This is a genomic window from Williamsia sp. R60, assembly GCF_054063855.1.
Genome location: NZ_JBSSGR010000003.1, coordinates 991,636 through 1,005,792, shown reverse-complemented (window position 1 = coordinate 1,005,792; position 14,157 = coordinate 991,636). Strand labels below are relative to the sequence as shown.

The following is a 14,157-nucleotide window of genomic DNA, read 5'->3' as shown; positions in this document are numbered from 1 at the left end:
CTGAACACGGCACGGAAGAAGGACCCGTCATGAGCACAGAACCGCAGGTCGTGGTCGTCTCGGGCGGCGGTACAGGTATCGGCAGAGCTATCGCCGACATCTTCGCCGCGTCCGGCGCGACGGTGGTCATCGTCGGACGACGCACAGCAGTTCTGGAAGCTGCAGTCGATGGGCGCGAAAACGTCATACCGATGGCAGCAGACGTGACCGACCCTGCGCAGTTGAGGGAGCTCGCGGCGCGCCTGGAGGAACGGTTCGGGGCGATCGACGTGGTCGTGGCCAATGCAGGAAGCAGTAACCACGACGCTCATGAAACTCTGGAGGACATCGCTGCCCATTGGCACAACACGGTCAACGCAAACATCCTGTCCGCGGTGCTACTCGAGCGCGCGCTACGGCACTTGTTACGGCGGGGCGGCGGGCGATTCATCGCGATCTCCTCGGCCACTGCGCACCGCAATGGCGGGGAAGTCGCTTATGCCGCGTGTAAGGCCGCCATCAACCGGTGGATCGTCCAGGTTGCCAGCGACCTCGGGCACCTCGGGATCACGGCCAATTGCGTATCACCCGGTTTCGTACCCGGTACCGAGTTCTTCGATGCCGCATTCGACGAGAGTGCGTACAAACGAATTGCGCGCGACATTGCCGCTCAGCGCGTTGGTACCCCGCAGGACATCGCCGGCGCGGTGCAGTTCCTGGCGTCCGACCGGGCCGGATTCATCACCGGAAGCGTGTTGGACGTGGATGGCGGCCGACGCGTGATCACGCCCGGTTTGGATACCACGAAAGACTAGTGAGCCGGCGAGCGCGACCTACCTGCGCATCGCGGGGCGACCCGAAAGCGAACTCACTGAGCCATCGAGCTCAAGGGAATCAGGTCATCTCTGCAGGAACGTCTCCGCGTAGCCGTGTAGCGCCTCGACGGTCTGCGCGACGCTGTCCCCCGGCGGCGCAAGCACGAAGGAATCCACTCCTGCGTCTGCGAGCCGCCCGAGATGATCACGATGTTCTTCAATGCTTCCGGTGCTGCTGCCGAGGTATTTAGACTCCGGCGTCTGAACCTGGATTTGTATCCGAGTTCCCTCGCCCTGCTCGATGATTGCGTGCTCGCGGACCTCGGCGACTCGGACAGCAAGCTGCTCGATGGTTGCCAGGGCCGGCGTACGCGTGGTCTGCGCGATCTCGTGGCCGACCAGCAGCGGACTCCAGCCCTGATGACGGGCGGCGCGGTGTCTTGCCATCGCACTGTTGCCCCCGATCATGATCGGGGGTCCCCCGACCTGGACCGGTCCGGGAACCGAAGCGACGCCTCTGCCCTCGAAATGTTTGCCTCGGTAGCTGAACGGCACCTTGGTCCATGCTCCGCGCATGACCTCGATGGCCTCGTCGAAGAGCTCGTTACGATTCTCCATGTTCACGTCGAGGGCTAGGAACTCCGAGCGAAGGTACCCTGCGCCGGCCACGATCGTGACCCTCCCGCCGGACAGCCTGTCGAGTGTCGAGAACGCCTTGGCTGCCATGAACGGCTTGTGGTAGGGCAGCACCAGCAGGTAGGTCATGAGACGTATCCGTTGAGTGATCGCCGCACAGTAGGACAACGAAGAAATCAGGTCGAGCGACTCGTGGCCTCCGGCGTCCAGCCATTTCTTCGAGGGAGCGGGATGCTCCGTGAACGCGATGGCCTCGTAACCCCCCGCCTCTACCGCTTGTGCGATAGAGGTCATCCCCTCACCGCTGACGACCGCCGGGTCATGGTCTGGTGCGCTGACCGGGTATTCCACCGTGAACTTCATGGGCTGGTGTTACCGCGTGGTGACCGAGCTATGCCGTCGAGAACGACGACCCGCGAGGTCCCTCTGTGGCCCGTGGGTCGTCAAGAATGATCTGGGTCGGCCATCTGCTCGTCCAAAGGGACGAACACCGGCATCCGCAATCCCCTGCGCAGCCAGTTCGCCCCGTCGAGCACCAACGTGTGCCCACTGAGGTAGGCCGCATACGGAGAGCACATGAACGTTGCAGTCCAGCCCAGCTCGTGCAGCTCACCGACCCGGCCGGCCGGAACCCGTGTCGCGGGGTCGGCAGATCCGCCGTTGCGCGCAGCGATCAGCGCGTCGGGATGATCATTGTGCGGGAACGCACCCGGCGCGAGACAATTGACACGGATGCCATAGGGCGCCCATTCCACCGCGAGGGTTTGCGTCAGGTTGGTCACCCCGGCCTTCGCGGCAGCAGACGGGGACGTTCCTGGACCGCCGGTCCAGGAATAGGTCGCACCGATGTTCAGGATGCCGGCCGGGCGATCAGCTTTCTTGGCCCGCCGCGCAAGCTCGGTGCTGCAGATAAAGGTGCCGTCAAGGACGATTCCCGTCACAGCACGCCAGCCGTTGATCGATAGATCTTCCGCCTTCACCTGAAAATTCCCGGCAGCATTGTTAATCAGCACGTCCACGGGACCGAGCGTTGACTCGACCAGGTCGAACGCCGCCGCGACCTGCGCCGGCTGGCGCACGTCGACCTCGACGCCCAAACCCTTGCCGCCCACAGCCTCGATCGCCGCCACACCGGCCGCCCGGTGCTCCTCCTTGCGACTGGCGATGGCGACCGAAGCCCCGAGGCGGGCGAACTCGATGGCCATCGCCTTGCCCAGGCCCGTACCGCCGCCGGTGATGAAGACAACTTGACCGTCATACGTTCCGGCTGGAAGTGCCGCCGAGCCGAATGCCGGCGCCTTCTGAAGACCTGTCATCGTGCCAACTCCTGCCGCTTGTTCTTGATGTCGAGATACTCCGGACTGGAGAAAAGGGCGATCTGAGCGAGAAGCTCTGCCCGGACGCCGCTGTGCAAAGCCGCGTGCCACGTCTCATCGACCACCTGCTTGATGCTGCTCAGTGCCATCGGCGCGTGCTGCGCGATCTCCCTGGCGAGCGAGAGCGCGGTGTCGTCCAGATCCTCAGGGGCCACCAGCTCATCGATCAGGCCCCATGCAAGCGCCTGATCAGCGCCAATACGTCGGCCCGTCATCAACATGAGCTTGGCACGCGACGGGCCTGCCAACATGGTCGCGAAGGCCGATCCGCCCGTGTCTGTCATCAATCCGTACTTGATCTCGGGGAAAGCCATCCGCACATCCGGCGCCGCAACCCTGATGTCGGCCGCCAAGGCCATCTCGAGGCCGCCGCCGAGGACATGTCCCTTCAGCGCAGCGATCACCGGCTTGGGACAGTCTGCCTGCGCGAGCCGGGAGTCCTGGTGACGCCGAACAAATGCGAAGTCGCTCTCACCTTCGACTCGTCGACCGAGCTGAGTGGTGTCGCGACCGGAGCAGAACGACGGACCTTCACCGCGAAGAACGATCACCGCCACGTCGCTGTTGTCGACGGCACCGTGGAACGCGGCATCAAACGCTTCGACGGTCGCATCGTCAAGAGCATTGTGTCGCTCCGGCCGATTGAGTGAGATCACGCAGACCCCGCTGTCGATCTCCGTCTTCAGACCCATCGTGCTCCCTTCCGAAATCCACCCTGCTCGGTGGTATAGACCATCTTCGCATCAAATGCTTAAATGAGATAGATCATTTACCTATACCATTTCAGGAGAGTTCATGGATCTGGCGATGCCCCCCGAACTGGCTGAGTTCCGCCATGAGGTCCGCACGTGGCTCTCCGAGAACGTGCCTCGTACACCCCGTCCCCCCGTCAGCGCCGAAGCTCGCGACTTCGACGTGTCTTGGCAGCGCACGCAGTTCGACGGCGGTTGGGCAGGAATCAACTGGCCACAGGAATACGGTGGCCGCGGCCTGTCACTGCTCGAGCAGATGATCTGGTTCGAAGAAATGGCGTGGGCTGATGCCCCCTACATCGGCGTGTGCTTCGTGGGCATCAATCACGCCGGCCCCACCCTCATCGCCCGTGCGAACGAAGAGCTCAAGACGTTTCATCTGCCCAAGATCCTGAAGGGCGAAACGGTGTGGTGTCAGGGCTTCTCCGAGCCCGGAGCAGGCAGCGACCTGGCCGGCCTGTCCCTTCGGGGCGAGATCGACGGCGATCATCTGGTCGTCAACGGGCAGAAGATCTGGACCAGCTATGCCCAGTTCGCCGACTACCAGGAACTGTTGATCCGTACCAGCCGCGGCGAGAAGCGCCACCACGGAATCACCTGGGCCGTGTGCGACATGCACACTCCCGGCATCACGGTCCGACCCATCGAGCTGGTCACCGGCGAACCAGAACTGTGCGAGGTCTACTACGACAACGTACGGATTCCGCTCTCGAACGTCGTGGGCAAGGTCGACGACGGATGGAGCGTCGCCATGTCCACGCTCTCGTTCGAACGCGGCACGGGGTTCATGAAGGACCAGGTCGAGACAGCGCGAGAGATCGACCGGCTGACCGAGGAGGCCCGGACGCGCGTCGACCGTCGAGGCCGCTCGCGCATCAGCGATGACGCGATTGCCGAGCGCCTGGCCACCGCACGAGCCGAAGCCACGGCACTCTCGGCCATGGGTCTGGCCAACATCACCAGGAATGCCCGCAGCACTCAGCCCGGACCGGAAGGCTCGATGCTGAGGCTCTTCTACGCCGAGCTCGATCAGCGAGTCAAGAAGCTGGCGATCGACATCCTCGGCGCCGATTCAGCCGAACGCTTCGAAGGACCGAAGGACCCGTCGAAGGTGTGGCATCACAGCTTCGCCCAGACCATCGCTGCCGGCAGCAAAGATATTCAGCGCAACATCATCGGCGAGCGGGTCCTGGGCCTGCCGAAAGGACAGTGACCACCGTGGACCTCCTTCCTGACGAAGAACAGACAGCCATCGCTCAGACAGCGCGGGACATGATCGAGAAATCGGGTCCTGCCGAGCGGTTGCGCAGCCTGTCTCCCTCAGACAAAGTGACTGACGAGGTGTTCTGGTCGTCGGCCGCGCGCAATGGGTTCTTCGGGCTCGATGTGCCCGACGACCACGGAGGAGCAGGCCTCGGCCTGGCCGAACAGACGCTCATCTTTCGCGAGCTCGGCCGCGGCCTCGTCCCCGGCCCCTTCCTCGGGACAGCCCTCGCGGCCCAAACGGCCCTCGCGGCCAACAGCGGAGACCTGCTCGAGGAGATCTTGTCGGGGGTCAGACCAGTCGGCCTCCTGGAACGTGTCGGCGACAACCTGTACCGCACCCTCGACTTCGGAGAGGCGACGACCTGGGCCGTGGCCGACGGCGTCAGCGCAATTTACGACGACGCCGCAATCGAGGTGGTCGAAGTCAAGAACGGGGTCGACCCTGCGACACGGCCGGCACATCTACGAGTAGTTGGTCAACCTCTCGTCCAGGTTGCGTCCGACGAGTTCGATGGGAACGCCTACGTGTCGATTCTTCTCGCCGCGATCCTGTCAGGCAGCGCCGAGGCCACACGCGACATGAGCGCCTCCTACGCCAAGGTGCGCGAGCAGTTCGGCGTCCCGATCGGGACTTTTCAAGCGGTCAAGCACCGTTGCGCCGACATGGCGGTTCGAGCTGAGGCCTCCACGCAAATCGTCACCTTGGCAGCTTTGGCAGATGCCAAGACTCGCAGCGATACCCACCTGCTCGGACTGGCCGCGCTGTCGATCGGCCGCGACCATGCCACCAGAAATGCCGGAGACAACATCCAGAACCACGGCGGCATCGGTCTGACGGCTGAGCACGATGCCTCCCTGTACCTCAAGCGAACGCAGGTGTGGTGCACGGTCGGCCTACCAGCCGCCGAACTTCGCGAGGGGATCTTGGACGCACCGAGCGAACGGCCAGTCTGACTCGTGGCCGCTGAACCGACCGCGGATCGGCCCGTCCTCGTCACAGTGAAGGACGGGGTCGGCGTGGTGGCGCTCAATCGTCCGCATCAGCTCAACGCTCTCAACGGTCGAGCCATCGCATTGCTCTCCGAGACTTACGCACAGCTCGATGCTGACGACGAGGTCAAGACCATCGTGTTGACCGGTACTGGTCGCGCATTCTGTGCCGGCGCGAACCTCCAGCGTGAGGGCGGAGCCTTTCAGGCGCCCCGCGACCACAGCGAGTACCGCTCGTCGCCGCCACGTCCCCTGGCTTTCCAGATCCGCAAGCCGGTGATCGCGGCGATCAACGGCCACGCGATCGGACTGGGCATGACGTTGGCGATGCACTGTGACCTGCGGATCATCGCCGACGAGGCAAAGTGGGGAATCGTGCAGGTCAGACGCGGCGTGGTCCCAGATGCGATATCGCACTGGACGATGACCAAAGCGGTCGGGATGGCCAAGGCCGCAGAAGTGCTGTTGACCGGACGCCTGTTCGCCGGCACCGAGGCCGTGGAACTCGGCGTCGCGAGCCGTAGCCTGCCTGCAGTCGAAGTGCTGCCGGCCGCCCTGGACATGGCGCGAGAAATGGCGAAGGAGTGCTCGCCCATGTCGTTGGCCTTGAGCAAACGAATCCTGTGGGCATCAGCCGACGGGGACATGGAACTCATCGACGACATGGAGTCCGAGGCACATCGCATTCTGATGGGTCGGCCTGATTCACTCGAGGGCGGCACCGCTGCCCTCCAGAAGCGTGCCCCTCAGTGGCGTTCGCAGGTCAACCGGGACTGGCCTCAGGACGGAACCTTCCACACCCCGGAGATTCCATGAAGCACCGCGCGCTCGGCCGGACCGGGGTGCAGGTCAGCACCCTGGCCCTCGGCACCATGAACTTCGGCGACCTCGGCCGCACCACCCAGGATGACGCGACCGCAATGGTTCGGAGCGCGCTCGATGCCGGGATCAACCTCATCGACACCGCCGACGTCTACTCCCGCGGTGTGTCCGAGGAGATGCTCGGGAAGGCGCTGGTCGGCGTCGACCGCGACGATGTCGTGCTGGCCACCAAGTTCCGCCTCGACATGGGCGGACGCAATCGGGGTGGCGGTTCGCGGCGCTGGATTGTGACGGCCGTCGAGAACAGCCTCCGGCGCCTCGGTACTGATCGCATCGATCTCTACCAGATGCACCGGCCGGCGCCGGGCACCGACATCGAGGAGACGCTCTCGGCCCTCGACGACTTACAGCGCGCCGGCAAGGTGCTGTACGTCGGCAGCTCGACATTCTCGGCCGCCGAGGTCGTCGAGGCGCAGTGGGCGGCCGAACGCCGCAATCTGGTCAGGTTCACCACCGAGCAGCCGCCCTATTCGTTGCTGACCCGCGGGATCGAGGCCGATGTGCTTCCGGTCGCCGCCCGGTACGGCATGGGCGTGCTGGTGTGGGGACCGCTGGCCGGTGGGTTCTTGTCGGGCAAGTACCGGCCCGGGCAGGCTCCCACCCCCTCCCACCGCGACACGACCTTCCTCCGATCCACCGGTTCGGAGCCGGGAGACCTCGCCAAGCAGGCTGCTGCGGAACAGTTGTACGCCTTGGCCGAGCAGCATGGGTTGACGCTGATCGAGATGGCGTTGGCCTTCACTCTCAGCCATCCGGCGGTGACCAGCGCGATCATCGGACCGCGGACGCTGCAACAGCTCGAGTCCCAGCTCGGTGCCGCCGACCTCGTTTTGACCAGCGAGGTCCTGGACGCGATCGACGCCATCGTCGAGCCCGGCCGCAACGTGAAGCCGTCTGATGGCGGCGCACTCAACCCGGCGTTGAAGCCGGCCAACCGGCGCCGCTGAAAACAACGACGAGGCCCCGTGACTGACCCCGGGCGGGTCAGTCACGGGGCCTGATGAGCCTTGCAGACAGATTCAGCCGGGTACTGTCGTCTCGTCCTCGAGTACCTTCGCCAACACGTTCCGACGGACCAACTTGCCGGTCTCCGTGCGCGGCAGCTCGGGCCAGAAGAAGAACCGGCTCGGCGTCTTGCTGGAGCGCAGCGACGCTTTGACGTAGTCGTGCAGATCGTTCTCATCGACTGTGAACCCGCTACGCACGACGACTGCAGCCTCGATCCGCTGGCCCCACTCCTCGTCGGGAACGCCGACGACCGCGACGTCGATGACGTCGGGGTGGCGCAGGATCACTTCCTCGATCTCGGCGGGCGCGATGTTCTCGCCGCCACGGATGATCGTGTCGTCGACTCGGCCACCGATGAACAGATAGCCCTCCTCGTCCACGAAACCCTTGTCGCGAGTGTCGAAGAAGCCGCGCTCGTCGACGGCTCGGCCGATGCCGGCGTACTCGGCGGAGACCTGGTCGCCGCGGACGCAGATCCGGCCGGCCACCCCGGGCGGGAGCACCGAATCGTCGACGTCGCGGATCTCCAGGTCGATGCCGGGAAGCACCTTGCCGACGGAGGACAGTCGGGCACGCACCTGCGGATCTTCAGAGGCAAGGGCCGCGCGGTGGTCGTCTGGACCGAGGACGGCCACGGTCGAGCTGGTCTCGGTGAGACCGTAGGCATTGACGAAGCCGACCTCGGGCCAAGCGTCGAGGGCCTTCTCGATCAGGGCGGCCGGCATGGGCGCGCCGCCATAGGCGAGGCCGCGCAGCGAAGGTACGGCCTTGTCGGCATCGCACTCGACGATGCGCGAGAGCATGGTGGGCACCACCAACGCGTTGGTCACCTGCTCTGCCCTCACGATGTCGAGCCATTCCTCGGGCGTGAACTGCTCGAGCACCATCGTGCGGCGGCCGGCATAGAGATTCGAGATCACATTGGCGACCGCAGCGATGTGGTACGGCGGGACGCTCACGAGCGCGGCATCGTCCTCTGTCGCACCCATGAACTCGACCGAGCCGAGGACGTAGGAGACCAGGTTGTCGTGCCGCAGCAGGACACCCTTGGGCTCTGACGTGGTCCCGCTGGTATAGATCACCAGCGCAGGCGCCTCGACGTCGCCGTACAACTCCTCGATCTCAACACCCTGCTCGGCTCCGGCCGCGGTCGCGCCGAGCCACTCGGTGGTGGTGATCGAGCGGATGCCGGAGCGTGCCAGCGCGTCGGCGGCGAGCCCGTCGGCAATGCCGTAGGCATTCGGGTGCTTCGACAGCACCTGGGCGAGCTGCTCGACGCCGAGCCGGTAATTGATAGGCACCAACGGCACACCGGCGCGCGCCGCCGCGAACATCGCGACCGGGAAAGACGGACCGTTTGTCGCCATGTACACGATCGCGTCGGCTCTGGCCTCGCGCACCAGCGCCGCACCGGCGGCGGCACGGCTCTGCATCTGCAGAGCAGTGATCCCGTCGGCGCGAGTTCCAACGACCACGCGGTCGCCGAATCCGTCGGCGGCCATGTCGAGCAGCATTGTCAGACGCACGGCGGGCCTCTCAGTCCGAGGATGGGAGGCCTTTGGCCTCCGCAGTCATCAGCGGTTTGCCGTTGAGGGCGAGAGTGCCCTCTCCAGGCTTGGTGCACAGCACCTCGAGCGTGTCATCGGCGTCGACGTAGCGCTTGCCGAGGAGGCTTCCCCCCATCAGCTGAGGGTCTGCCGCCGCTTCAGGGGCGGTGTCTCCCTTGGCAAACATGGCCACGCCGCCACACGTGAGATCGACATCGCCGTCGGGAACGCGGGTGACGATGACAGTGGTGGTGTCGACTGCGCTGACGAGCGACTGCCCGACTCTGATTTTCACGATTTTCTCCTGCTGACGTCTCTGCGAGTGCAACGGATGAGGTCTCCGTCACACTAGCATAAATCGTTATATGATTAAACCGATTTCGACGAGGTCTCGACACGGCTCGGGCGCAGGCCGGCGGCCGTCGATGAGGTCGACGGTCAAGCCGTCAACCTCTGCCGTAGAGACTCCTCGATCTGCTCCAGAAGGTCGACCCGGCTCACCTTGGACGAGGGCGTGCGGGGCAGCTCACTCAAGATCACGATGTTGACCGGAACCTCGTACGGAGTGAGCGTCTCGCGGCAGAAATCGCGTAGCTCGGCCTCATCCGGCACGGGCATCCCGGGCTCCAGCTCGACCCCGGCAACCGGGACCTGCCCCAGTCGCTCGTCGGCCTTGGGCGCGACCGCGGCCTCACGGACCGACGGATGCTTCTCGATGACGGAGCGGACGTGATCGGGGTGCACCTTGAAGCCGCCGCGGACTATCGCGTCGTCAGCGCGCCCGCGGATCCACAGGAAGCCCTGCTCGTCGATGGCCGCCAAATCGCTGGTGCGGAGCCACTCGTGCTCTCCCACCGGCGTCTGCTTGGAGCGAATCTCCAGATGACCTTGTTCACCGGTCGGCAGCTCCACGCCGTCCGCATCGGTGACGCGCAGGCTGACGCCCGGCAAGGCGCGTCCGGCACTGCCTGCCTTGGTGGCCCAATACTTTTCGTGCAACGGATACGTCCACATCGCCACGGCACCGGCGAACTCGGTCGCGCCGTAAGTCGGCAGCACCCGGATTCCGTACACCTTGAACATCTCGTCGATCAGCTCCGGCGGGCAGTACGCCGTGCCGGTTGTGATGACCTGAAGGCTCGACAGCTGCCCAGCGGGGACCTGCGCGCTCAGTATCGAGCGCAACGCCGCCGGCACGAGGCCGCAGGCCCGGAGCTGATGGCGGACGACCGCGCGGACCCAGGCGTCCACTGAGAACTTGGACATGAGGGAGATGCGGCGTCCGGCAAAGATTGGACCCACCGCACCCCAGAATCCGCCGATGTGCACCAGCGGGGAGACGACGAGCGAGACACCGCTGCGGAACAGAGTCCCCTCCGGCGGATTGGGCACGCTCCCGGTCAGCGCCGTGTCGAACTGCCGCTCACTCAGACGAACCCGCTTGGGCGGTCCTGTGGTGCCGGAGGTCAGCATTTCTACGACGATGCCCGGCGACGTATCGGTGGGCCGAGGCCCACGCTGGGCATCGGACGTGAGCCGGGCCCCGCCAGAGGACACCTCGAGGACGATCGCGTCGCCCGCGGCCTGCCGCACACCTGCACGCGCCAGCGCCTCGGACGACCCGACGAGGGCCGGCACCTCGGCCGCGGTCAGGTCGGCGGCGAGCCGCTGCGGGGGCTGTAGCGGACTCAGGGTCACGACGCAACGTCCGCTGCTGATCAGCGACACCAGGGTGGCCACGTGCTCCGGGGTGTTCTCGAGGATCACGCCGACCCGCGCGTCCTTGCCCAGGCCGCGGGAGCCCAGCTCACGCTCGAGGTCGCGGTCGACCTGCTGGAGCGAGTTCCACGTGATCCACTCGTCGTTGAACTCGATGGCGTCGACGTCGCCGGGTGCCTCATCCAGCAGCTGCCGGAACCGGTCGCGGGCGCTCATCATCGACCTTTCCAGACCGGCGGGCGCTTCTCGGCGAAGGCGGTTGCGCCCTCTCGGGCGTCTTCGGAGGTGAAGACCGGTTCCATGATCGCGGCCTGCTTCGCCCATCCCTCCTCTGTCGTCCAGTCCGACGACTCACGGGCGATCTGTTTGGTCACGGCGACCGCCAGCGGACCATTGGCGGTGATCGTGGCAGCGAGCTCCAAGGCCCCGTCAAGGGCGCCACCGTCGGTGGTGATGCGGTTGACAAGTCCCAGGGCTGCGGCGCGCTCGGCGGTTATGGGGTCACCGGTCAGCAGCAGCTCGAGTGCGATGGCCTGCGGGATGCGCTGCGGCAGCAGCATTGCGGCGCCGGCGCCGGCGACCAGAGCCCGCTTGACCTCGGGGACGCCTAGTTTGGCCGTCGCCGCGGCGACGACCATATCGCACGCCAGCAGCAGCTCGAAGCCACCGGCCACGGCCCAGCCCTCGACAGCACCGATGAGCGGTTTGCGGGGAGGGCGGGTGGTGATACCGCCCAGACCGCGGCCCTCGACAGTCGGACTCTCGCCGAGCAGGAAGGCCTTGAGGTCCATGCCGGCGCAGAACGTACCGCCCGCGCCGGTGAGGATGCCCACCCGAAGCTCGTCGTCGGCGTCCAGCTCGTCGACAGCGGCGGCAATGCCCACCGCGACCGCGCCGTTGAGGGCGTTCTTCGCCTGGGGTCGGTTGATCGTGATGATCTGGACGCCGTCACGACGCTCCACCAGCACCTCGTCTGACATCTGAACCCCTTGTCCTTGTCTGCTGTCACTGGTTAGTCGATTGATTGCTGACTCACGGATTCCCGGCTCGCCGACCCCGGCCCGAGACCGGCCAATTGCCGATGCTTGTCAGCATCTATGGCAGAGACAGTAGCATTAAATGAGTTTACTGATTAAACTCTCGGTAACACTTCCTGAAGGGATCCCAGATGACTGCGACACGCACCGTGTTCACCGCCGAGCACGAGGATTTTCGCGCTCTCGTGAAGAACTTCATCGCTCGCGAGGTGGCTCCGTACCACGACGAGTGGGAGCGCAACGGACAGATCGATCCCTCGGTGTACAAGGCCGCAGCGACCGCCGGAGTGCTCGGTTTCTCTGTTCCCGAGGAGTACGGCGGGTTGGGTGTCGACGACTTCCGGTACAACGCGATCGTCGCCGAAGAGCTCGCCGTCTCCGGACTCACCGGACCGGCCTTGACGCTGCACAACGACATCGTCGCGCCGTATCTGCTGCGCCTCACCACCGAGGCGCAGCGACAGCGCTGGCTCACGCCACTGGCCGCCGGTGACCTCTCCTTCGCGATCGCGATGAGTGAGCCGCGGGCGGGCAGCGACCTGGCCGGTATCCGGACCTCCGCAGTCCGCGACGGCGACGAGTGGGTCATCAACGGGCAGAAGACCTTCATCTCCAACGGCATCATCTCCGACGCCGTGATCGTAGTGTGCCGAACCGATCCTGAGGCCGGCCACAAGGGCTTCTCACTGATCATGGTCGAACGCGACACCGTCGGCTTCGAGCGGGGTCAGAAGCTCAACAAGATGGGCCATCATGCTCAGGACACCGCCGAGCTGTTCTTCGCGGACTGCCGCGTGCCCGTCGACAATCTGATCGGTACGGAGGGCCGCGGTTTCTATCACCTGATGGAGAACTTGCCTTCGGAGCGACTGTCGATCGCGATCTCGGCGATCGCCGGCGCCGAGCGAACGTTCGAGCAGACCAAGACATACGCCAAGGAGCGCGAGGCGTTCGGCCAGGCCATCGGCAGCTTCCAGGCGAACCGTTTCACGCTGGCCGAGATGGCCACTGAGCTCGATATCGCCCGCATCTACGTCGATGAGTGCATCCGCCGCGTACTCGACGAGACCCTGACGGCCACGGACGCCGCGAAAGCCAAATGGTGGTGCACCGAACTGCACAAGAAGGTCGTCGACCAGTGCCTGCAGCTGCACGGCGGGTATGGCTACATGCTCGAGTACCCGGTCGCGAAGGCTTACCAGGACGTTCGCATCTCGACGATCCTGGGCGGCACCACGGAAATCATGAAGGACATCATCGGTCGCGACATGGGCTTCTGACCGGGCCCCCTGCCGGCCCCGTCGTCGCTCCAAAACTTTTCAACGAACCAGGAGAACAGAATGAACATCAAAGGCAAGCTCGCCATTGTCGTCGGGGGCGCCTCGGGCATGGGGCGTGCATCTGTCGAGGCGCTCGCGGAGCGCGGGGCACGGGTCGCGATCATTGATCGCCCGGGAGGTGCCGGTGAGGAGATTGCCACAGCAGTAGACGGTGCATTCTTCGCAGGCGATATCACCGACCACACCGGCATCGAGGGCGTCTTGACCGAGGCTGTCGAACATCTCGGTGGCCTCCACATCGCGGTCAACACAGCCGGCGGCGGGATCGCAGCCAAGACACTGGGAAAGAAGGGACCGCACTCGCTCGCAGACTTCGAGCAGGTCGTCAACCTCAATTTGGTCTCGACATTCAACCTCAACCGCCTTCAGGCCGACGCGATGAGCAAATCTGAGCCTGACGCCGACGGTGAACGGGGAGTCATCATCAACACCGCCTCGATCGCAGCTTTCGAGGGGCAGATCGGTCAGGTCGCCTACGCGGCCGCCAAAGCCGGCATTGCAGGGATGGCCCTCACCATGGCCCGTGACCTCGGTAGTTACGGCATCCGTGTGCTGGCCATCGCGCCCAGTCTGTTCGCCACCGGTGCAGTCGCCGGTCTGCCGGAAGATGTCATTGCGCCGCTGGTGGCCGGCAACGCATTTCCCCAGCGCATGGGACGCCCCGACGAGTACGCAAAGCTCGCAGTCGCGATCGCCGAGAACGGCATGCTGAACGGTCAGTGCCTGCGCCTCGATGCAGGAATGCGATTCGGCCCGCGCTGAGCTGCGTGTTTTGCTGCGCAGATGTTCGATTTCGAACTGGCGTAGGTC

Annotated in this window: 14 protein-coding genes; 7 read left to right on the top strand and 7 right to left on the bottom strand. The window is 65.1% G+C overall.

The window, feature by feature from the left end:
• The first annotated feature begins 29 nt into the window (after positions 1-29).
• Positions 30-794, top strand: coding sequence for an SDR family NAD(P)-dependent oxidoreductase (locus ACVWY6_RS18175; protein WP_457539907.1), 765 nt, complete (start codon positions 30-32; stop codon positions 792-794).
• 84 nt (positions 795-878) lie between these two features.
• On the opposite strand, the gene ACVWY6_RS18170 is transcribed toward ACVWY6_RS18175, so the two are convergent.
• From ACVWY6_RS18170 to ACVWY6_RS18160, 3 genes are all read right to left on the bottom strand, one after another.
• Positions 879-1,793, bottom strand: coding sequence for an LLM class F420-dependent oxidoreductase (locus ACVWY6_RS18170; protein ID WP_457539905.1), 915 nt, complete (start codon positions 1,791-1,793; stop codon positions 879-881).
• Between the two features lie 80 nt (positions 1,794-1,873).
• A complete protein-coding gene (locus ACVWY6_RS18165) occupies positions 1,874-2,746 on the bottom strand; it encodes an SDR family oxidoreductase (RefSeq protein ID WP_457539903.1) in 873 nt (290 codons plus the stop codon).
• Positions 2,743-3,498 carry an enoyl-CoA hydratase/isomerase family protein gene (locus ACVWY6_RS18160; RefSeq protein ID WP_457539901.1) on the bottom strand — a complete coding sequence of 252 codons (756 nt, stop codon included), beginning with the start codon at positions 3,496-3,498 and terminating at the stop codon, positions 2,743-2,745. Before ACVWY6_RS18160 ends, ACVWY6_RS18165 begins: the two co-directional genes overlap by 4 nt.
• Before the next feature lie 103 nt (positions 3,499-3,601).
• Between ACVWY6_RS18160 and ACVWY6_RS18155 the strand changes: the two genes are divergently transcribed.
• From ACVWY6_RS18155 to ACVWY6_RS18140, 4 genes are read left to right on the top strand one after another with little or no spacing between them, the layout of a single operon-like run.
• Positions 3,602-4,771, top strand: a complete 1,170-nt coding sequence (locus ACVWY6_RS18155) for an acyl-CoA dehydrogenase family protein (protein ID WP_457539899.1) — start codon at positions 3,602-3,604, stop codon at positions 4,769-4,771.
• 5 nt (positions 4,772-4,776) lie between these two features.
• Positions 4,777-5,778 carry an acyl-CoA dehydrogenase family protein gene (locus ACVWY6_RS18150; protein WP_457539897.1) on the top strand — a complete coding sequence of 334 codons (1,002 nt, stop codon included), beginning with the start codon at positions 4,777-4,779 and terminating at the stop codon, positions 5,776-5,778.
• 3 nt (positions 5,779-5,781) lie between these two features.
• Positions 5,782-6,630 carry an enoyl-CoA hydratase/isomerase family protein gene (locus ACVWY6_RS18145; RefSeq protein WP_457539895.1) on the top strand — a complete coding sequence of 283 codons (849 nt, stop codon included), beginning with the start codon at positions 5,782-5,784 and terminating at the stop codon, positions 6,628-6,630.
• Positions 6,627-7,643: an aldo/keto reductase gene (locus ACVWY6_RS18140; protein WP_457539893.1), complete on the top strand. Its 1,017-nt coding sequence runs from the start codon at positions 6,627-6,629 to the stop codon at positions 7,641-7,643. Before ACVWY6_RS18145 ends, ACVWY6_RS18140 begins: the two co-directional genes overlap by 4 nt.
• 72 nt (positions 7,644-7,715) lie before the next feature.
• Here the strand turns inward: ACVWY6_RS18140 and ACVWY6_RS18135 are convergent, their stop codons facing one another.
• The 4 genes from ACVWY6_RS18135 to ACVWY6_RS18120 form a co-directional block, all read right to left on the bottom strand.
• Positions 7,716-9,230, bottom strand: a complete 1,515-nt coding sequence (locus ACVWY6_RS18135) for a class I adenylate-forming enzyme family protein (protein WP_457539891.1) — start codon at positions 9,228-9,230, stop codon at positions 7,716-7,718.
• Positions 9,231-9,240: 10 nt separating this feature from the next.
• Complete coding sequence (locus ACVWY6_RS18130; protein ID WP_457539889.1) at positions 9,241-9,546, bottom strand: hypothetical protein; 306 nt, start codon at positions 9,544-9,546, stop codon at positions 9,241-9,243.
• Between the two features lie 143 nt (positions 9,547-9,689).
• Positions 9,690-11,186, bottom strand: coding sequence for a class I adenylate-forming enzyme family protein (locus tag ACVWY6_RS18125; protein WP_457539887.1), 1,497 nt, complete (start codon positions 11,184-11,186; stop codon positions 9,690-9,692).
• Positions 11,186-11,950, bottom strand: a complete 765-nt coding sequence (locus ACVWY6_RS18120) for a crotonase/enoyl-CoA hydratase family protein (RefSeq protein WP_457539885.1) — start codon at positions 11,948-11,950, stop codon at positions 11,186-11,188. The genes ACVWY6_RS18125 and ACVWY6_RS18120 overlap by 1 nt, the downstream gene beginning before the upstream one ends.
• A gap of 188 nt (positions 11,951-12,138) precedes the next feature.
• Between ACVWY6_RS18120 and ACVWY6_RS18115 the strand changes: the two genes are divergently transcribed.
• Both ACVWY6_RS18115 and ACVWY6_RS18110 read left to right on the top strand, forming a co-directional pair.
• Complete coding sequence (locus ACVWY6_RS18115) at positions 12,139-13,287, top strand: acyl-CoA dehydrogenase family protein (RefSeq protein ID WP_457539883.1); 1,149 nt, start codon at positions 12,139-12,141, stop codon at positions 13,285-13,287.
• Positions 13,288-13,347: 60 nt separating this feature from the next.
• Positions 13,348-14,109, top strand: coding sequence for an SDR family NAD(P)-dependent oxidoreductase (locus ACVWY6_RS18110; protein ID WP_457539881.1), 762 nt, complete (start codon positions 13,348-13,350; stop codon positions 14,107-14,109).
• Positions 14,110-14,157 lie beyond the last annotated feature (48 nt).